The following is a 20,693-nucleotide window of genomic DNA, read 5'->3' as shown; positions in this document are numbered from 1 at the left end:
TTAAAACAGCGTCAGGCTATTAAAGCGTAGTTGGCTGATGTGCAGCCCGCACATCGGCATCAATCAGGGCGTTACGCACCGGCGCAAAGCTGCGACGATGGTGAGGTGTGGCACCGTGCTGCGTTAGCTTTTCCATATGCAAAGCAGTCGGATAACCTTTGTGCTGCGCGAAGCCATATTCAGGGAATAGCAGATCCAGCGCGGCCATTTCCCGATCGCGCGTCACTTTAGCGATAATCGAGGCCGCACTGATCTCTTTCACCAGGCTATCGCCTTTCACCACTGCCAGCGAAGGCATCGGCAATGCTGGGCAACGGTTGCCATCGATCAGTACGAAGTCTGGCGCAACGGGTAAACCTGCCACCGCGCGCTGCATCGCTAACATGGTAGCGTGCAAAATATTGAGCTGATCGATCTCTTCAGGTCCAGCACGGCCAAGGCTCCAGGCCAACGCCTTCTCTTTGATCTCGTCATACAACGCCAGACGACGCTTCTCTGACAACTTTTTTGAGTCGGCCAGGCCTGCAATAGGATTGGCAGGATCGAGGATCACCGCAGCAGTGACAACGGCACCAACCAGCGGGCCGCGCCCAACTTCATCAACGCCGGCAATCCGCTGCGCGTTGGGATAGATAAATTCAGCCATTGATGATCTCCAGTACCGCATCCGCCGCTTGTTCGTCGGCATTCCAGCGAATCTGTTGATGCAGTTCGGTGAAGGTGTTCAGTAACGCTTCGCGCTCAGGCCCGGCGTGCAGCAAGGGTTCTAACGCCGCAGCTAAAGCTTCAGGCTGGCACTCGTCCTGCAGCAGCTCTTTCACCAGTTCGCGACCAGCCAGCAGATTCGGCAGCGAAACATACGGCGTTTTCACCAAACGTTTGGCCAGCCAGAAGGTAAACGGCTTCATACGATAGCCCACTACCATCGGGCATTTCGCCAGCATACACTCCAGCGCGGCGGTGCCAGACGCAAGAATAGCCGCGTCACTGGCCAGCATCGCCTGGCGGCCTTTGCCATCCAGCAAATGCATCGGCAGTTCCGGCGCCACCTCAGCTTTGATCTGCTCAAACTGTTCGCGACGTTTGGCATTGACCAGCGGCACCACGATTTCCAGCGTTGGATAGCGCTGACGCAAAAGTTGGGCAGCGCGCAGGAAATCGGCGCTGAGCATTTCAACTTCTGCACCGCGACTGCCGGGCAATAAGCCGAGGCAAATCGCCTCTTCGGCTATGCCTAACTCGCGGCGCGCCGCCAGTTTATCAGGCTGTAACGGCATCGCATCGGCCATGGTATGGCCAATAAAGCGGCACGGCACGTTGAAGCGATCGTAGAATGCTTTTTCAAACGGCAAAAAGGCCAGCACCAAATTGGTATTACGGCCGATTTTAAACACGCGTTTTTGACGCCACGCCCAAACCGAAGGGCTGACGTAATGAATAGTGCGAATGCCTTGGCGCTTGAGGCTGCCTTCCAACGTAATGTTGAAATCCGGCGCATCAATGCCAACGAAGACATCCGGCTTGAGTTCGGTAAAGCGCTGCGTGAGGTCGTGACGAATTTTAAGCAAGCGGCGCAAGCGGCCTAGCACTTCGACGATACCCATCACCGCCAGCTCTTCCATCTCGTACCAGGCTTCACAGCCTTCGGCCTGCATCAGCGGGCCAGCCACGCCAACAAAGCGTGCATTGGGATGACGCGCTTTTAACGCACGGATGAGACCTGCACCAAGAATATCGCCGGAGGTTTCTCCGGCGACCAGGGCAATCGTGAGGGGACGCGCTGACATGGATTAACGAATCAATCCACGCGTTGAACGGGCAAAGAAATCATAGAAAGGCTGTACTTCGCTGTGTTGCTTCGCCAGCTCTTCAATCTCTGGTTTCACTTCATCCAGCGTTTTGCCGCTGCGGTACAGCAGTTTGTACGCGTTGCGAATGGCATGCAGCGCTTCTTTGCTAAAGCCGCGACGCTTCAGACCTTCGATGTTAATACCGTACGGCGTTGCATGGTTACCCTGTGCAATAACGTAAGGCGGCACATCCTGCGCGACACCTGAACAACCGCCAACCATCACATGCGCACCAATGGTGCACCACTGATGTACCGCTGTCATGCCGCCAATAATAGCGAAATCATCAACGGTTACGTGACCGCCCAGCGTGGCATTATTGGCAAAAATGCAGCGATTGCCGATCACGCAGTCATGGGCAATGTGCGCATTAACCATCAGCAGGTTATCGCTGCCGACTTTGGTCACATTGCCGCCCTGGGTGGTACCACGATGAATCGTGACGCTCTCGCGGATGCGGTTGCGATCGCCAATTTCAACGCGCGTCGGTTCGCCAGCATATTTCAGATCCTGGTTAACTTCACCGATGGAAGCGAACTGGTAGATCTGATTATCTTTGCCGATACGCGTATGGCCGTTCACCACCACGTGTGATTTGAGTACGGTACCTTCACCAATTTCCACGTGGGCACCGATAAAGCAGAACGGGCCGATATGAACATTGGCACCGATAATGGCACCTTCTTCAATAACTGAACTGGGATGAATATTGGCGGTTGAATCAATCACTTATTATGCCTCCCGGCTACGGGCACACATCATGGTCGCTTCACAGACAATTTTGCCGTCAACGGTCGCCACGCCTTTAAAGCGCGTCAGGCCACGACGGGTTTTCTCGAATGTCACTTCCATGATCATCTGATCGCCCGGTACTACAGGACGTTTGAAACGGGCTTCATCGATACCGGCGAAGTAATAAAGTTCGCCTGGCTCCAGTTTTCCAACGCTTTTAAACGCCAGGATACCGGTCGCTTGCGCCATCGCTTCCAGAATCAGAACGCCTGGAAAAATCGGCTTACCAGGGAAATGTCCCTGGAAAAACGGTTCGTTAACAGAAACGTTCTTAACCGCGCGCAGGTATTTATGCTCTTCAAAATCCAGCACGCGATCAACCAGCAAGAAAGGATAGCGGTGTGGCAGCAGTTCTAAAATCTCTTCAATTTTCAGAGTATGCGTTTCAGTAGTCAAAATACTCTTCCTGTCCTAAAAATCTGATGGCAACAATAACACGGCCTGCACCGATCAAAATGATCTTCCGCAGGCCGCAAATTAGTTCGGGGCGTTTCGCTTTCTTACCATACCTGCTGCCATGTTCGGCTTAACCGACGGTGGAAGAAAGTACACTTCTTGTTATGAAAGCGAGTAGCGTGGGATGCGTTTAGTCGTCTTTGCCGACCTTACGTTCGATGGCTTTTAAGCGTTTGCTTATTTCATCGATGTTCATCACCAGCGCTGCAGTTTTACGCCAGGTTTTGTTGGGTTGCAGTGGAATACCCGACGAGTATACCCCAGGTTCTGTGATGGGGCGCATTACCATGCCCATGCCCGTTACGGTCACTTTGTCACAGATTTCCATATGGCCGTTAATGACGCTGGCGCCGCCAATCATACAGTAACGTCCAATCTTCAGACTACCCGCCATGATCACACCACCAGCAACTGCGGTGTTATCACCAATGATCACGTTGTGGGCAATCTGACACTGGTTGTCTATGATAACACCATTGCCGATCAGAGTGTTATCCAGCGCGCCGCGATCGATAGTGGTACAGGCACCAATTTCTACCCGATCACCAATCACTACGGTACCCAGCTGCGGAATTTTCACCCAGTTGCCGCGATCGTTAGCATACCCGAAACCATCAGCACCGATTACCGTGCCGGACTGAATCAGACAATCCTGACCAATCTGGATTTCGTGATAAATCGTGACGTTAGCCCACAAGCGTGAGCCGCGACCGATACGCGTCTGCTTACCAACAAAACATCCTGCGCCAATAACGACGTCATCACCCAGCTCAACGCCGGACTCAATCACCGCATTTGCGCCTACCGAAACATTCTTACCCAGCTTCGCAGTTGCATCGATCACCGCGCTGGGCGCGATATTCTGCGCGGGCTGCGGCGTGGTGTCCAGCAGTTGTGCCATGTGGGCATAAGTTAGGTAAGGATTTTTCACCACCAGGGCGGCCGTTTTACACCACTCCAGGTCCGCTTCCGTCAGCACCACGGCTGAAGCCTGGATAGTAGCGAGCTGCTCGCGGTAGCGGCTGTTTGCAAGAAAAGTGATTTGGCCAGTTGTGGCGGATTGCATAGAAGCAATGCCGGAGATGACGATATCGCCATCTCCGTGCAATTCTGCATCCAACTGCTGGGCTAAATCAGCCAGTCGAATTGATGACATCAATTATTTAACCTGTTTTACAACGTCAGCAGTGATGTCTTTAGCATCAGAAGAAGAGTACAGCACGGCCTGAGAGTCCAGAACCAGATCGTAACCTTCGCTTTTCGCTACAGACTGCACAGCGGTCTGGATTTTAGCCAGCAGCTTGTTACGTTCCTGCATCTGACGGGTTTGGTTGTCTTTGTCAAAAGCCTGTGCTTTTTGTTCAAAGGCAGCACGCTCAGAAGAAATCTGCTTCTCTTTCTTGGTACGGTCGCTCGCTTTCATGGTCGACGCATTACGCTGCAGATCCTGAATTTCTTGCTGGATCTTCTGCTGCTGAGACTGGAGGTCAGAGGCGCGGCTCTGGAATTCACCTTCCAGTTGCTTAGCAACAGCGGCACGCTGCGGAGACTGCTGGAAAACCTGGCTCAGGTTCACGACGGCAACTTTATCAGCCGCTTGGGCACCCGCAGAAGCAGCTAATGCAACACCCAGAGCAGCAGCACAGAACAACTTTTTCACTATAAACTCCTTACCTCAACGTGTGTGTTTGCAGCGTGCCGCATCTTTAAACGGCACGCATGCAAGACGGTATTTTCACTTCCTTGTTCAGAGCCTTACCAGGTTTTACCGATGTTAAACTGGAATTGCTCTGACTTGTCTCCCTCGACTTTCTTCATCGGCTGGGCGTATGAGAATACCAACGGTCCTAATGGTGACATCCACTGCAGTGCCACACCGGCAGAGACGCGAATGTTGTTAGGATCGCTGTAGTCCGGCACACCCGCCGCACGTGTTTCTGCGGTGTTCTGCCATTTGGTATCCCAAACGGTACCGGCATCCATAAACACCGAGGTACGCACAGAGTTTGCATACTTTTCGCTCAGGAACGGCGTAGGCGTAATCAGCTCAAGGCTGGCAATCGCCATAGCATTACCCCCTACCGCATCATCTGACTTACAAACCCCGTTCGGGTTGGTCAGATTACAGGTAGATGAGCCATCGTTCAGATACGCAGCTTTAGGACCAATGGTATTAGACTGGAAGCCACGAACCGTGCTTGAACCACCGCCGTAGAAGTTCTCATAGAACGGCATCTCTTTTCCACCGAGTCCGTCACCATATCCAACACGACCACGACCTAATACCACCCACGTACCATCGCGGTTCAGCGGCACATATTGCTGGCTATCTAATGTCGCTTTGTAGAACGCGTTATCAGAGCCCGGAATGGTCACTTTACCGTTTAGGTTGGTACGGTTACCGCGCGTTGGGAAGAAGCCGCGGTCTAAGGTGTTATACGTCCAGCCATAGTTGAAGGTGAAATCATCTGCGGAGAAATCGCCTTCATCATTCAGGCCCTGATGACGCCCCACCGAATCAAGATAACGCCACATAGCAATCTGTGGACGCATGTTGGACAGGTCGTTATGTACGTATCCTAAACCAACACGCAGCGTGTTATTTTCATTGACCGGGAAGCCCAGCGTTCCATCGAGACCATAACTTTTGTTGGTATAGTCGGACAGATCCGCGTCATCAGCTTTAAAATCGTTATAGAACAAACGACCGCCAAGGCTCACTCCATCAACCGTAAAGTACGGATCGGTCATGGAGAGCTCAGCATAGGTCTGGTAATCATTTTTGGTACCGCTGATGCCAACGGTGTTACCGGTGCCGAGCCAGTTTTCCTGAGTCACGCCAACCTGGAAACTCACTCCACTTTCGGTACCGTAACCGACACCAAAGTTGAAGGTACCGGTGTTACGCTCTTTCACCTTGTAAACCACATCAACCTGGTCTGGTGCACCCGCAACGCGCTGTGTATCAACGTCAACGGTTTCGAAGTAACCCGTACGATTCAGACGCTCTTTACCTTGATCAACGAGGTCGCTGCCCAACCAGGCACCTTCCATCTGACGCATTTCACGGCGCAGTACTGAATCTTTCGATGTGTCGTTGCCTTCGAAGCGTACCTTACGCACGTAGTAGCGGTTGCCCGCATCAACGTTGATATGCAGCTTGACGGTTTTGTCGGCATCGTTAATTTCAGGTTGTGTCACGACACGCGGATAGGCGTAGCCATAACGACCCAGCAATTTCTTGATGTCATCTTCCATCTGGGTAACTTTGGTGCCGTTGTACAGCTCACCCGATGGAATTCTGGTCATCTTTTCGATTTCCGCAGAATGGCCCGCCATGCTGCCGTTCACAATCACGCCAGCAATCTTGTACTGATCGCCTTCGTTAATGTTCACGGTGATGTAGATGCCTTTCTTATCTGGCGTCAGGCTCACCTGCGTGGAATCGATATTGAAACGCGCATAACCACGATCCAAATAGAAGCTGCGCAGGGTTTCGAGATCGCCCGCTAATTTTTGCTTCTGATATTTACGATCGCCGACCACGTTCCACCACGGCACTTCATCACGCAGTGAGAAGCGTGAGATCAGTTCGTCAGAGCTGAAAGCTTTATTGCCGACGATATTGATCTGTTGAATCTGCGCAGAAACGCCTTCCTGGAAGACGAATTTCAGGTCAACACGGTTACGTGGCAGCGGCGTAGCAATCGCTTTGACGCTGGCGGTGTATTTACCGACGCTGTAGTAGAAATCTTCCAGACCCTTTTCGATTGAAGAGAGCGTGGTGCGATCCAGCGCTTCGCCAACGCGCACGCCAGAAGCCTCGAGGTTCTGTTTCAGCTGATCTTCTTTCACCGCTTTGTTACCGGAGAAAGTGATGTTGGCAATGGTTGGACGCTCTTTCACCTGAACAATCAGGGTTGTCCCGTCACGCAGAACCTGCACATCTTCAAAGTTACCGGTGGCAAACAGTGAGCGAATGGTGTTTCTGACATCATCATCATTCACCGTATCACCGACACGTACCGGCATGCTGAGCAGAGCCGCGCCGACGGCGACTCGTTGTAGACCTTCGAAATGAATGTCCTTCACTACGAAATCGTCTGCACCGTAAACGGTGGCGCTGCTAAACAGCAGCGACGCTATGAGCAACTTTTTCATCGCCATCGTTGTTATGCGTTTTCCTAACACATCCCGCACCTGTATGCGTTCCAGCTATTACAGACGAGAGAAATCATTGAAAAGTGCAAGCCCCATTAACAGCACCAGCAAGATTGAGCCAATGCGATAACTAAAGTCCTGAACTCGCTCGGACACCGGTCTACCTTTGATCTTTTCGATCGCCAGAAAGAGCAGATGACCACCATCTAAAACCGGCAGAGGGAACAGGTTAATGATGCCCAGGTTGACGCTGATTAGCGCCAGGAACATCAGGTAATAAATCACCCCGTACTCTGCTGATAACCCGGCACCTTGCGCAATCGAAATCGGCCCGCTCAGGTTATTCAGCTTCACATCCCCGGTTATCAACTTGCCCAACATGGAAACTGTTAGCTTCATCAACTGCCAGGTTTTCACACTGGCTTCGCCGATAGCCGCAAAGGGCCCATATTGCCTTACCGTTTTGTACTCATCAGGCAGTGGAATTACGCGCGGTATAACACCCGCGAAGCCTTCCGCTTCATTGCCCGGTTTCGCTTCCGGCGTGAGCGATAACGTCACAGGTTCGCCGTTGCGCTCAATATCTAGCGCCATGTTTTTGCCCGGGTTATCCCGCACCTGCGCCGCAAAAGTCTGCCACTGTGTTAATGGCTGACCATCGACTTTAACGATCCTATCGCCCGCTTGCAAACCAGCATTGCTTGCCGGCGAGTTTGCCTGAACGTCAGCTAAGGTCGTTTCAATCTGCGGCCCACGTGGACGAATACCTAAAGCGACCACCGGATCCTGTTTATCAGGCTCAAATTGCCATTCGCGCAAATTTAATTGCTTTTGCTGCGTAGCTTCTTCGCCAAATTGCGAAACAGTAAGCGTGGCATCGCTGTCACCGATTTTACCGACCAGCGCCATACGCACAGCATCCCAATCAGGCGTTTCGATACCATCTACCGCTTTAAGTTCCATGCCGGAGGTAATTTGCGCTTCAGCAGCGACGGAACCGTTCAGAATTTCGCCAACCACCGGACGTACGCCCGGTACGCCGTGGATAAACACCACCCAGTAGGCAAATATGGCAAAGATGAAGTTGGCGATAGGACCGGCTGCAATAATGGAAGCACGCTGCAGCACGGTTTTATTGTTGAAGGCTTGATGACGCAGTTCAGCGGGAACGCTCTCAACGCGTTCATCGAGCATTTTAACGTAGCCACCGAGAGGAATCAGCGCGATGACATATTCGGTGCCCTGACGGTCGGTGCGCTGCCATAGCGCCTTACCAAAGCCAATGGAGAAACGTTCGACTTTGACACCGCAACGACGAGCGACCCAAAAATGACCAAATTCGTGCACGGTAATCAGCACGCCCAGCGCCACGATAAAGGCGACAAAACTCCAGAGTATACTCAACATCGTCGGCGATCCTCAGAGGGTTTGGAACACCAGCAGCAGCAGGCAGGCAAATACCGGCACCGCAGCTGTCAGGCTATCAATACGATCGAGAATACCACCGTGCCCTGGAATCAAGTTACCGCTGTCTTTAATGCCTGCCTCACGTTTGAACATACTCTCTGTGAGGTCACCGAGTACTGATGCAAGTGTCGCAATGACCGCACAGATAATCAGTGTGCCTGGCGCAACTGAAAGCGGTGCCAATAGCGCAAACAGCCAGGCAATGATGGCAGACGACAGCAGCCCACCAAAGAAACCTTCCCAGGTTTTACCCGGAGAAACTTTCGGAGCCAGTTTGTGTTTACCAAACAGACGGCCAAACATATAAGCACCAGAGTCTGCGCCCCAGACGAGGAACATCACGAACAGTAGCCACCACGCACCCGCGAAGTGATCGGTATCGTAATGGTATTGACGCAGCGCCATCATGCCCCAGAAAAACGGAATGACGGTGAGAAGGCCAAACACCAGACGCAGCGTACGCGAATTACGCCACAGCGCAGCCGAAGCAGGATAGAACAGCACTAAAAATAGCGCGACAATCCACCATCCCAGCGATGCCCAGAGCGAGCCTTCCATCTGGAATTGATGCAGATTGCGTTGATAGGGTTGCAGGGTAAAGAGCATCGCGGACAGTAACAAACCGCATAGCACGGCCAGCCAGATACGTTGCTGGCGCGTTTTCATGCCCGCAAACTGCCCCCATTCCCAGGCGGCAAGCATGCAGATGATGATAGTGGTGATCGCAAAACCGGACAGTGGTAACCAAAACAGTGCAGCGATCACCAGCGGAATCAAAATTAACGCGGTAATCAGACGAGACTTCAGCAAAGGTTACCCCCAAATTGCTTAGGCGCCGCCTGGTGCAGTACCGCCATAGCGTCGCTCCCGCGTAGAGAATGCATTCAGTGCACCTTCAAAAACGTTTTCATCAAAATCAGGCCAAAGAACATCGGTAAACCAAAACTCAGCATAGGCGATTTGCCACAGCAGGAAGTTGCTAATCCGATGCTCTCCCCCGGTCCTTATCACTAAATCCACTGGCGCCAACTCCTGCATACACAGATACGGAGCCAGGCTTTCTTCGGTAATCTGGTCAGGACGCAGTAAACCTTCCTGAACCTGTTCGGCCAATTTTCTGGCACCCTGGATAATATCCCAACGGCCGCCATAGTTGGCAGCAATGTTGAGGGTCAGTCCATTATTTTGCTGAGTCAGTTCCTCTGCGCGGCGAATGCGTTCCTGAATACGGTTATTGAAACGGCTGATATCACCAATAATGCGCAGACGCACATTGTGCTTGTGCAGGCTTTTAACTTCGCTGTCGAGCGCCCAGACAAACAACTCCATTAATGCTGTCACTTCCTGAATGGGTCGGCTCCAGTTTTCACTGCTGAACGCATAAAGCGTGAGCGCTTCCAGTTTGTGGCTGACCGCAAAGCTGACAGCCCGGCGTACTGATTTTACCCCGGCTTTGTGGCCTGAAATACGCAGTTTGCCCTGATTTTTTGCCCAGCGACCATTACCATCCATAATGATGGCCACGTGACGTGGCGTGCAGTACGACTCGTCATCGATTGTATTGTGATTGTTGGACGACATAACGCGTAATAATTCCTTTCATCAGAAATGCTGTGGTTTCTGAATACATTGCGCCTGCAGCAAACTCCGGCAAACACGCCAGATGACATCGAAACAATGTCGGGCTGTGAAACGCGAGCGAGCGACTATACCATTTTCACCCAGAGCGAACAAATAGCGGGAACTATCAACCTGCTAAACGAAAGCGTGGCAACAATTCTCTGGCACGAACTCGCGCTAATCGGTCGATCTCCATCACTTCGTCAATGCTGCCCGGCTCCTGACACTTCAGGGAGGCCAGCACTTCGCTGTTGATGGCGGCGATATCGGTAAAGCGAATCTGGTGCTGCAGAAAAGCCTCAACCGCCACTTCATTCGCTGCATTAAGCGTCGTAGTGGCGGCCTGGCCTGCTGCGCAGGCATCAATTGCGAGCTTCAGGCAGGGATAGCGCTCGTAGTCCGGCTCGGCAAACGTCAGCGACTTCATGCGAGTGAAGTCGAGCGGCGTCACGCCCGCAGAGATACGTGCTGGCCATGCCATGCTGTGCGCTATTGGCGTTCGCATATCCGGTGAACCCAGTTGCGCCAGTACACTGCCGTCGCAATAACGCACCATCGAATGGATGACGGACTGCGGATGCAGGATCACCTCCATCTGCGCGTCGGTCGCATTAAACAGCCAGCGGGCTTCAATGTATTCAAGACCTTTATTCATCATGGTGGCCGAATCAACGGAGATTTTACGTCCCATTGACCAGTTCGGATGCGCACATGCTTGATCCGGCGACATAGCGGCTAAATCCGCTAATGGCGTGTCACGAAAAGGACCACCCGATCCCGTAAGGAGAATCGACTCGATGCCGTTCCCCTGCAGATCAGCGTACCCCAACTGATGCTGTATGGAAGCGGGTAAACTCTGAAAAATGGCATTGTGCTCGCTGTCGACCGGCAGCAATTGCGCCTGATGTTGACGTACAGCCTCCATAAACAGACGGCCGCATGTGACAAGCGATTCTTTGTTAGCGAGCAGCACCGTTTTACCCGCACGAATCGCCGCCAAAGTGGGCTGCAAGCCGGAGGCGCCGACAATCGCCGCCATTACCTGATCCACCTCATCCAACGCGGCCAGTTCGCAGGCTGCCTGAACGCCGGAGAGCACTTCGGTATTAACGTTGAGTGCTTTCAGTCGCTCACGCAGCGCCTGAGCGGATGTCTCGTCGGACATCGCAGCATAGCGTGGCTGGAATTGCTGGCACTGTTCAGCCATCAGCGCAACGTTTTGGCCAGCAACCAGCGCAGTCACTTGATAAAGTTCAGGATTCGCGGCAATCACCGCCAGCGTACTGGTGCCAATCGAGCCGGTAGATCCCAGCAGAGTTAATCGCTTCATCATGCTATCCCTGTGAAGTCATGGATCGTTCCCGCAACGGCGCCGGGCACAATGTAAAACGCCGCCAGAGTCGACTATCTCTCGTCTCTGAACGGCGTTTTAAAAGTAAATGATGGAATTAGAAGTCCATCAGTTCCTTTTCTTTGTCGGCCAATGCCGCATCAACACTCTTGATGTGCGCATCAGTCATTTTCTGGATTTCGTCCTGCGAACGACGTTCGTCGTCTTCGCTGATCTCTTTGTCTTTCAGCAGCGCTTTGATCTTGTCGTTGGCATCACGGCGGACGTTACGCACAGAGACACGGCCCTGCTCAGCTTCGCCACGTACGATCTTGATCAGGTCTTTACGACGCTCTTCGGTTAACGCTGGCAACGGCACACGAATATCGGTACCGGCCGAGCTTGGGTTCAGACCCAGATCAGACGTCATGATCGCTTTCTCAACCGCAGCGCTCAGCGAGCGATCAAATACGTTGATTTTCAACGTACGTGAATCCTCTACCGTCACGTTAGCCACCTGACGCAGCGGCGTAGGTGTACCGTAGTAAGGAACCATAATGCCGTCGAGCAGTGAAGGCGAAGCACGACCAGTGCGCACTTTGCTGATGTTGTTTTTGAATGCATCCACACACTTTTCCATGCGCGTGTCTGCATCTTTTTTAATGTCGTTAATCACGTTGAAACCCTTGAATTCGGTTGACCTGGCCATTTCCGGGCTAACCGGAAGCGGTATCGATAAACATCGATCATCCTAATTGCTGCGCGATGACAGCGCATCGCGGCAAAAGAATATACCTTATTTTAACCTGCGTCGGGTATTAATGCGTAATCAGGGTGCCTTCTTTTTCACCCATCACTACGCGACGCAGTGCGCCAGGCTTGTTCATATTGAAGACGCGGATAGGCAGTTTATGGTCGCGTGCCAGCGTGAAGGCCGCGAGATCCATCACTTTAAGCTCTTTATCCAGCACTTCTGCATAGCTCAGCTGATCATACAGCGTTGCATCCGGGTTTTTCACCGGATCTTCAGAGTAGACGCCGTCTACTTTGGTGGCTTTCAGTACCACGTCGGCTTCAATTTCGATGCCGCGCAGACAGGCTGCAGAGTCGGTGGTAAAGAACGGGTTGCCAGTACCGGCCGCGAAGATGACGACGCGGTTATTACGCAGCAGACTGATCGCTTCTGCCCAGCTGTAGTTGTCACACACGCCATTCAGCGGAATCGCTGACATCAAACGCGCATTGACATACGCACGGTGCAGCGCATCACGCATTGCCAGGCCATTCATCACCGTCGCCAGCATGCCCATATGGTCGCCGACCACACGGTTCATCCCGGCCTGGGCCAGACCTGCGCCGCGGAACAGGTTACCGCCACCAATAACCACACCCACCTGGATGCCCAGCTCAACCAGCTCTTTCACCTCTTGCGCCATGCGGTCAAGCACGCTCGCGTCGATGCCAAAACCTTCGGCACCTTGCAGTGCTTCGCCACTCAGTTTTAGCAGGATACGTTGATATACAGGTTTTGCGTTGGTCGCCATGGTCGATTCTTCCTGGAAGATATGATGAAAAGGAGAAGTAAAATCTGATCGATCATCCGCTTAGCAAGCAAGAAAAGCTATTGGGATGAGACTGAAAAGTGCTGCACTAAATTGCAGACAAAAAAGAACCGCCTTGTGGCGGTTCTTTCGGACCATTAAGACTGTTTAGACATTGCAGCAACTTCTGCTGCGAAGTCAGATTCAACTTTCTCAATGCCTTCGCCCACTTCGAAGCGGATGAAGTTGATGACGTCAGCGTTTTTCTCTTTCAACGCCTGGCCAACGGTTTTGCTTGGGTCGATAACGAAAGCCTGACCGGTCAGAGAAACTTCACCGGTGAATTTCTTCATGCGGCCTTCAACCATTTTCTCTGCGATTTCTTTTGGCTTGCCAGACTGCATGGCGATGTCCAGCTGAACCTGGTACTCTTTCTCAACCACATCTGCAGACACGTCTTCTGGCTTAACGAATTCTGGCTTGCTCGCAGCAATGTGCATAGCAATTTGCTTGCTCAGCTCTTCGTTAGCACCGGTAGTAGATACAACGACACCGATACGTGCGCCGTGCTGATAGCTGTTCAGCTCAGTGCCTTCCAGGATAGCAACACGACGGATGTTGATGTTCTCACCGATTTTCGCAACCAGCGCTACGCGTTCTTCTTCGAACTGCGCTTTCAGAACTTCCACATCGGTAACTTTGCCAGCAACAGCTGCATCCAGAACCTTGTCAGCAAACGCCTGGAAACCGCCATCTTTAGCAACGAAGTCGGTCTGGCAGTTTACTTCCAGGATCACCGCGAAGCCGTCAGCAATTTTGGTTTTGATCACGCCATCAGCAGCGACGTTGCCTGCTTTTTTAGCGGCTTTGATTGCGCCAGATTTGCGCATGTTCTCAATCGCCAGCTCGATGTCGCCGTTCGCTTCGGTCAGCGCTTTTTTGCAGTCCATCATGCCTGCGCCAGTACGCTCACGCAGTTCTTTTACCAATGCAGCGGTAATATCAGCCATTCCAGAATCCTCGATTCGTCTCTGTGTGTTCACACACTGTCAGAAACTTGTTGCGGAAAATTTACTCTGCCCCGCTCGCTTTGAAGTGAGCGTGACAGACTTAGATAAAATAAAGGGGCCTGAACGGCCCCCTTAACAGATAACATCTGATGTCTAAGGGCTCTTAGAAAGAGCGAACCTTATTAAGCTTCAGCAGCTTCTTCAGCCTGCTCAGCCAGGTCCTGTGAACGGCCTTCGCGCACGGTAGTGGCAACGGCAGTCAGGTACAGGCTTACAGCACGGATCGCATCGTCGTTACCTGGGATAACGAAGTCAACGCCGTCTGGATCAGAGTTGGTATCAACGATAGCAAATACTGGGATACCCAGGTTGTTTGCTTCTTTGATAGCGATGTGCTCGTGATCAGCGTCAACAACGAACAGTGCATCCGGCAGACCGCCCATATCTTTGATACCGCCCAGGCTGTTTTCCAGCTTGGCCAGTTCGCGAGTGCGCATCAGCGCTTCTTTCTTGGTCAGTTTGTCGAAAGTACCGTCCTGAGACTGAGACTCAAGATCTTTCAGGCGTTTGATTGACTGACGAACGGTTTTCCAGTTAGTCAGCATGCCACCCAACCAGCGGTGGTTTACGAAGAACTGGTCGCAGCTCAGAGCTGACTCTTTTACCGCTTCGGCAGCAGCGCGCTTAGTACCAACGATCAGGATCTTACCTTTACGGGAAGAGATCTTTTTCAACTCAGCCAGCGCGTCGTTGAACATTGGCACAGTCTGCTCGAGGTTGATGATGTGAACCTTGTTACGTGCGCCGAAGATGAATGGCTTCATTTTCGGGTTCCAGTAACGGGTCTGGTGACCAAAGTGAACACCAGCCTTGAGCATGTCGCGCATTGAAACAGTTGCCATGATTACCTCTAAAGTTTGATTTGGGGTTGGGCCTCCATGTATCCCATACGACCGACCTCTTTCAAGGCACCCCGGCGTATGTGTCGATACATGTGTGTTTTAGTACACATAATGAGTTTTATGCGTTTCCTGTCAGCCAAACGTCGGTGACAGAGAATCGTCGGCGCGCTTTATACCACAATGCGCAGGAATACGCCAATAGTAGTTAGCGGCAGCAGGCGCAGACAATCGCCATTTGGCAGCCCATTTGCTGGCTGCTAACATGATCGCCACAGAACTCATTATTGTCGAAAATTTCGACGATTGCGGATTAATTTAATGGCTATTTCAATTAAAACCCCTGAAGAAATCGAAAAAATGCGCGTCGCCGGCCGTCTTGCCGCTGAAGTGCTGGAAATGATCGCACCGCACGTGGTGCCTGGTGTCACCACCGGTGAACTGGACCGCCTCTGCCACGAACACATTACGCAGAAGCAACAGGCAATTTCTGCCTGCCTCGGTTATCACGGCTTCCCGAAATCAGTATGTATTTCGGTGAATGAAGTGGTTTGTCACGGAATCCCAAGCGACGATCGTGTGTTGAAAGAGGGCGACGTGGTTAACGTGGACGTCACGGTGATCAAAGATGAGTACCACGGTGATACGTCTAAAATGTTCATCGTCGGGAAACCTACCATTCAGGGCGAACGCCTGTGTCGCGTCACTCAGGAAAGCCTGTACATCGCGCTGCGCCTGGTGAAACCGGGCATTCGTCTGCGTGAGCTAGGTCGGGCGATTCAGCAGTATGTGGAAGCGCAGGATTTCTCCGTGGTGCGCGAATATTGCGGTCACGGTATCGGCAAAGGCTTCCATGAAGAGCCGCAGGTGCTGCATTACGACGCTGACGACAGCGGCGTGGTGCTGCAAGCAGGTATGACATTCACCGTTGAGCCGATGGTCAATGCCGGTGATTACCGCATCCGCACCATGAAGGATGGCTGGACCGTGAAAACCAAAGATCGCAGCTTGTCCGCGCAGTATGAGCATACTATTGTGGTGACAGAAAACGGCTGTGAGATTCTGACGCTGCGTGAAGACGACACCATTCCAGCGGTGCTCGAAAACGTCGCGTAATTATCTCCCTGACAGTACCAGGCCGGCTTATAGCTGGCCTTTTTTATGTGCGTAATGATGAGGCATGTTGATGAGTGGTAGCGTGACCGAAGCAGTACACAAAGGCCTGACCGATTCCCCCGCCAGCTGGCCCGATGAAGCCCTGACGCGCGACAAGCTCAAACAGTATCTTGAGCAGTTTCACCAGCATCTCGGCATCGCGTTTGATGCGGGCACCGATATCGAATCATTGATTGATGCGCGCACATTGTTTATCGACCGCCTATTACGTCGCTTGTGGCGCTTTTTTGGTTTTGACCAGCTGAAAGAGATCGCGCTGGTTGCCGTAGGCGGCTACGGTCGCGGCGAACTGCATCCGCTCTCGGATATCGATGTGCTGATCCTCAGTCGCCAGCCGCTGGACGAAGCCGCCGCGCAGCGCACCAGCGAACTGTTAACACTGATGTGGGATCTGAAGCTGGAAGTCGGTCACAGCGTGCGTACGCTGGAAGAGTGTTTGTTGGAAGGCTTATCCGATCTGACTGTCGCGACCAACCTGATCGAATCACGCATGCTAACGGGTGACGTGGCGCTGTTTCTCGAACTGCAAAAGAACATCTTCAGCGATGGTTTCTGGCCGTCGTCACGCTTCTTCGCCGCGAAAATCGAAGAGCAGCAGGAACGACATCAGCGCTATCACGGCACCAGCTACAATCTTGAACCCGATATCAAAAGCAGCCCCGGCGGCCTGCGCGACATTCATACGCTGCAGTGGGTCGCGCGCCGGCATTTTGGCGCCACGACCATGGATGAGATGGTCGGTTTCGGCTTTATCACCGAAGCGGAACGTAATGAAATCAATGAGTGTCAGGAATTCCTGTGGCGCATTCGTTTTGCCCTGCACTTAACGCTGCCGCGCTATGACAACCGCCTGCTGTTCGATCGCCAACTGACCGTTGCCCAGCGCCTTAACTATCTGGGCGAGGTCAACGAGCCGGTTGAGCGCATGATGAAAGACTTTTATCGCGTCACGCGTCGCATCGGCGAACTCAATCAAATGCTGCTACAACTGTTTGATGAAGCCATTCTGGCGCTGTCGACGACGGAAAAACCGCGCGCCCTTGATGATGACTTCCAAATCCGCGGTAATTTAATTGATCTGCGCGATCCCACGCTGTTTGAGCGTGAGCCGCAAGCCATCCTGCGCATGTTCTATGTGATGGTACGCAATGAAAATATCAAAGGCATTTACTCCACCACGCTGCGTCAGCTGCGCTATGCACGTCGCCACCTGAAACAGCCGCTGTGCCATATTCCTGAAGCGCGTGAAACCTTTATGGCCATTCTGCGTCATCCGGGCGCAGTCAAGCGCGCGCTGGTGCCGATGCATCGGCACAGCGTGCTGTGGGCCTATACGCCGCTGTGGGGCAATATCGTCGGCCAGATGCAGTTCGATCTGTTCCACGCTTATACCGTGGATGAACACACCATTCGCGTGCTGCAGAAGCTGGAGAGTTTTGCCGATGAAGCCACGCGCCCGATGCATCCGCTGTGCGTAGAGCTCTGGCCGCGCCTGCCGCAGCCAGAACTGTTGCTGATGGCCGCGCTGCTGCATGATATTGCCAAAGGTCGCAATGGCGATCACTCTATTCTCGGCGCGCAGGATGCGCTGGATTTCGCCGAATTACACGGCCTGAACTCACGTGAAACGCAGCTGGTTGCCTGGCTGGTGCGCCATCATCTGTTGATGTCTGTCACCGCTCAACGCCGTGACATTCAGGATCCCACCGTGATTCAGCAGTTCGCTGAAGTGATGCAGAATGAAAACCGTCTGCGTTATCTGGCGTGCCTGACGGTGTCTGATATCTGCGCCACTAACGAAAGCTTGTGGAACAGCTGGAAGCAAAGTCTGTTGCGCGAGCTGTTCTTTGCCACCGAAAAACAGCTGCGTCGCGGCATGGAAAACAGCCCGGATCTGCGCGAGCGCGTGCGCCATCATCGGCTACAAGCGTTGGCGCTGCTGCGCATGGAGAATCTCGACGAAGAGCGCCTGCACCATATCTGGAGCCGCTGCCGCGCCGACTATTTCCTGCGCCACACGCCGAATCAGCTCGCCTGGCACGCGCGTCATTTAATTCATCACGATCTCAACAAGCCGCTGGTGTTGGTTAGCCCACAGGCCACGCGCGGCGGCACCGAGATCTTTATCTGGAGCCCGGATCGCCCGCACCTGTTTGCGGCGGTGGCTGGCGAATTGGATCGTCGCAATCTCAGCGTGCATGATGCGCAAATCTTTACCAGCCGCGACGGCATGGCGATGGATACCTTTATTGTGCTGGAGCCCGACGGCAGCCCGCTGGCCGCCGATCGCCATCCGCTGATCATCCAGGCGCTGGAACAAGCCATCACGCAAACCGAATGGGTGCCGCCGCGCACGCGCCGTCAGTCAGCGCGTCTCAAGCATTTCAGCGTTGATACCGAGGTCAATTTCCTGCCAACGCACACCGATCGCCGCAGCTATCTGGAGTTAGTCGCGCTCGATCAGCCCGGCTTGCTGGCGCGCGTGGGTGAAGTGTTTGCCGATCTCGGCGTGTCGCTGCACGGTGCGCGCATCAGTACAATTGGTGAGCGGGTTGAGGATCTTTTCATCCTCGCCGATAGCGAGCGACGTGCGCTGGGGGTCGAAATGCGCGATGTGTTGCAACAGAGGTTGACAGAGGCCCTTAATCCAAACGATAAACTCTAATCTCCCCGTCATCATTCAAACCGCAGGGGCGTTGGCTTTCCTCGCTCGACCTGGTCACATACTGATGTATGCTCCCAGGCTCTCGCTGCGTCGCCGCCTACCTGCAGCTTGAATGATTTAGGGGAGATATTTTAATCATGTCCGTATTTACGGACATCCGCTATGACAGAATCAGGAAATAAATATGCAACAGTTACAGAGCGTTATCGAATCTGCCTTTGAGCGCCGCGCCGACATCACGCCATCTAGCGTAGACGGTGCAACCCGTGATGCTATCAACCAGGTTATCGGCCTGCTGGATAGCGGTGAACTGCGCGTTTCTGAAAAGATCAACGGAGAATGGGTAACGCATCAGTGGCTGAAGAAAGCAGTGCTGTTGTCGTTCCGCATTAACGACAACCAGGTGATGGAAGGCTCTGAAACCCGTTTCTACGACAAAGTGCCAATGAAATTTGCTGGCTGGGATGAAGCGCGCTTCAAGAACGCCGGTTTCCGTGTGGTGCCACCGGCTGCCGTGCGTCAGGGCGCATTCATCGCACGCAACACCGTGCTGATGCCGTCTTACGTCAATATCGGTGCGTACGTTGATGAAGGTACCATGGTTGATACCTGGGCCACGGTCGGTTCTTGTGCGCAGATCGGTAAAAACGTGCACCTATCTGGCGGCGTGGGCATCGGTGGCGTGCTGGAACCGCTGCAGGCCAACCCAACTATCATCGAAGATAACTGCTTCATCGGTGCACGTTCAGAAATCGTTGAAGGCGTGATCGTAGAAGAAGGCTCAGTGATTTCGATGGGCGTGTACATCGGCCAGAGCACCAAAATCTTTGACCGCGAAACCGGCGAAGTACATTACGGCCGCGTACCCGCAGGTTCAGTGGTGGTTTCAGGTAACCTGCCGTCAAAAGACGGTAGCTACAGCCTGTACTGCGCAGTCATCGTGAAAAAAGTTGATGCTAAAACCCTTAGCAAAACAGGCATTAACGAACTGCTGCGCAGCATCGACTAAGTTTCTTCTGCCGCAAAATCTTCCCGACGGGCCTGTATTCAGGCCCGTAATTATTTGTTTACACTCCCGCCTGAATTACCTGTTTCGCGCCGCGAATTAACACGTGCGTTTATTTTTCAAACAGTTCATAATCCGCGCCAAGTTAACTCCGGTCGCGCACTGTTCATCCCGGTTTTTGTGTCTACAGTTGATTAAGTATGCCGTAAGCGTTCCGGTTGCCGCGTTTCTGCTGCATCCCGAATGATGATGATAGTCCTGCGCGCTCACCCACTCTTAGATGGAATATAAACGCTATGTACGACAACCTGAAAAGCTTAGGTATCAGCAACCCTGACGACATCGACCGTTACAGCCTGCGTCAGGAAGCTAACAACGACATTCTTAAAATCTACTTCCGCAAAGACAAAGGTGAATTCTTTGCGAAAAGCGTGAAATTCAAATACCCGCGTCAGCGTAAAACGGTTGTCGCCGATCACACCAGCCAGGGTTACAAAGAAGTTCAGGAAATCAGCCCGAACCTGCGTTACGTGATCGATGAGCTGGACCAGATTTGCCAGCGCGACCAGGTTGAAGTGGATCTGAAGCGTAAAATCCTGGCGGATCTGCGCCATCTGGAAAGCGTGGTCTCTAACAAGATCGCTGAAATCGAATCTGACCTCGATCAGTTGACCCGCAACAACCGTTAATTTCGCGCTTTAGATAAGAGGCCAGCTAATG

General features: G+C 52.9%; 19 protein-coding genes. 4 read left to right on the top strand and 15 right to left on the bottom strand.

Translation table 11 applies throughout. The features are described from left to right. Positions 1-19: 19 nt before the first annotated feature. The 15 genes from rnhB to rpsB all read right to left on the bottom strand — a co-directional run bounded on the left by rnhB (position 20) and on the right by rpsB (position 15,129). Positions 20-646 (bottom strand): ribonuclease HII, encoded by a 627-nt coding sequence (rnhB, locus tag AC790_RS08760; protein ID WP_049851496.1) that lies wholly within the window; start codon positions 644-646, stop codon positions 20-22. Next, positions 639-1,787 carry a lipid-A-disaccharide synthase gene (gene lpxB / locus AC790_RS08755; RefSeq protein ID WP_007893927.1) on the bottom strand — a complete coding sequence of 383 codons (1,149 nt, stop codon included), beginning with the start codon at positions 1,785-1,787 and terminating at the stop codon, positions 639-641. Before lpxB ends, rnhB begins: the two co-directional genes overlap by 8 nt. A gap of 3 nt (positions 1,788-1,790) precedes the next feature. Continuing rightward, complete coding sequence (gene lpxA / locus AC790_RS08750) at positions 1,791-2,579, bottom strand: acyl-ACP--UDP-N-acetylglucosamine O-acyltransferase (RefSeq protein WP_007893926.1); 789 nt, start codon at positions 2,577-2,579, stop codon at positions 1,791-1,793. 3 nt (positions 2,580-2,582) lie between these two features. Continuing rightward, on the bottom strand, positions 2,583-3,038 hold the full coding sequence (fabZ, locus tag AC790_RS08745) for a 3-hydroxyacyl-ACP dehydratase FabZ (protein ID WP_007893924.1): 456 nt from the start codon (positions 3,036-3,038) through the stop codon (positions 2,583-2,585). Between the two features lie 190 nt (positions 3,039-3,228). Then, entirely contained in the window at positions 3,229-4,254 is a 1,026-nt protein-coding gene (lpxD, locus tag AC790_RS08740; RefSeq protein ID WP_007893922.1) for a UDP-3-O-(3-hydroxymyristoyl)glucosamine N-acyltransferase, read from the bottom strand. A 3-nt stretch (positions 4,255-4,257) separates the two neighbouring features. Continuing rightward, on the bottom strand, positions 4,258-4,758 hold the full coding sequence (locus AC790_RS08735; RefSeq protein ID WP_007893920.1) for an OmpH family outer membrane protein: 501 nt from the start codon (positions 4,756-4,758) through the stop codon (positions 4,258-4,260). A gap of 95 nt (positions 4,759-4,853) precedes the next feature. Next, complete coding sequence (bamA, locus tag AC790_RS08730) at positions 4,854-7,265, bottom strand: outer membrane protein assembly factor BamA (protein ID WP_049851495.1); 2,412 nt, start codon at positions 7,263-7,265, stop codon at positions 4,854-4,856. Positions 7,266-7,316: 51 nt separating this feature from the next. After that, positions 7,317-8,666 (bottom strand): sigma E protease regulator RseP, encoded by a 1,350-nt coding sequence (gene rseP, locus AC790_RS08725; protein ID WP_049851494.1) that lies wholly within the window; start codon positions 8,664-8,666, stop codon positions 7,317-7,319. 12 nt (positions 8,667-8,678) lie between these two features. Next, the gene (gene cdsA / locus AC790_RS08720) at positions 8,679-9,536 is read right to left on the bottom strand and encodes a phosphatidate cytidylyltransferase (protein ID WP_007893911.1); all 858 of its coding nucleotides are present in this window, start codon (positions 9,534-9,536) and stop codon (positions 8,679-8,681) included. An 18-nt stretch (positions 9,537-9,554) separates the two neighbouring features. Next, on the bottom strand, positions 9,555-10,307 hold the full coding sequence (ispU, locus tag AC790_RS08715) for a (2E,6E)-farnesyl-diphosphate-specific ditrans,polycis-undecaprenyl-diphosphate synthase (RefSeq protein WP_007893909.1): 753 nt from the start codon (positions 10,305-10,307) through the stop codon (positions 9,555-9,557). A gap of 166 nt (positions 10,308-10,473) precedes the next feature. After that, on the bottom strand, positions 10,474-11,676 hold the full coding sequence (gene ispC, locus AC790_RS08710) for a 1-deoxy-D-xylulose-5-phosphate reductoisomerase (protein ID WP_180823093.1): 1,203 nt from the start codon (positions 11,674-11,676) through the stop codon (positions 10,474-10,476). 118 nt (positions 11,677-11,794) lie between these two features. Further along, positions 11,795-12,352, bottom strand: a complete 558-nt coding sequence (frr, locus tag AC790_RS08705) for a ribosome recycling factor (protein WP_036622239.1) — start codon at positions 12,350-12,352, stop codon at positions 11,795-11,797. Between the two features lie 142 nt (positions 12,353-12,494). Continuing rightward, positions 12,495-13,220 (bottom strand): UMP kinase, encoded by a 726-nt coding sequence (gene pyrH, locus AC790_RS08700; RefSeq protein WP_007893903.1) that lies wholly within the window; start codon positions 13,218-13,220, stop codon positions 12,495-12,497. A gap of 155 nt (positions 13,221-13,375) precedes the next feature. Further along, entirely contained in the window at positions 13,376-14,227 is an 852-nt protein-coding gene (gene tsf, locus AC790_RS08695; RefSeq protein WP_007893899.1) for a translation elongation factor Ts, read from the bottom strand. Positions 14,228-14,409: 182 nt separating this feature from the next. Continuing rightward, positions 14,410-15,129, bottom strand: a complete 720-nt coding sequence (gene rpsB / locus AC790_RS08690; protein WP_007893898.1) for a 30S ribosomal protein S2 — start codon at positions 15,127-15,129, stop codon at positions 14,410-14,412. 318 nt (positions 15,130-15,447) lie between these two features. On the opposite strand from rpsB, the gene map reads away from it, so the two are divergent. From map to AC790_RS08670, 4 genes are all read left to right on the top strand, one after another. After that, positions 15,448-16,242, top strand: coding sequence for a type I methionyl aminopeptidase (map, locus tag AC790_RS08685; RefSeq protein WP_007893897.1), 795 nt, complete (start codon positions 15,448-15,450; stop codon positions 16,240-16,242). 70 nt (positions 16,243-16,312) lie between these two features. Next, complete coding sequence (gene glnD, locus AC790_RS08680) at positions 16,313-18,967, top strand: bifunctional uridylyltransferase/uridylyl-removing protein GlnD (RefSeq protein WP_049851492.1); 2,655 nt, start codon at positions 16,313-16,315, stop codon at positions 18,965-18,967. Between the two features lie 184 nt (positions 18,968-19,151). After that, on the top strand, positions 19,152-19,976 hold the full coding sequence (dapD, locus tag AC790_RS08675) for a 2,3,4,5-tetrahydropyridine-2,6-dicarboxylate N-succinyltransferase (RefSeq protein ID WP_049851491.1): 825 nt from the start codon (positions 19,152-19,154) through the stop codon (positions 19,974-19,976). A gap of 293 nt (positions 19,977-20,269) precedes the next feature. Next, positions 20,270-20,662, top strand: coding sequence for a DUF3461 family protein (locus AC790_RS08670; RefSeq protein WP_007893894.1), 393 nt, complete (start codon positions 20,270-20,272; stop codon positions 20,660-20,662). The last annotated feature ends 31 nt before the right edge of the window (positions 20,663-20,693 follow it).

This window comes from Pantoea sp. RIT-PI-b, assembly GCF_001187905.1.
Lineage (GTDB): Bacteria > Pseudomonadota > Gammaproteobacteria > Enterobacterales > Enterobacteriaceae > Pantoea > Pantoea nemavictus.
This window is presented reverse-complemented; position numbering and strand designations above follow the sequence as displayed.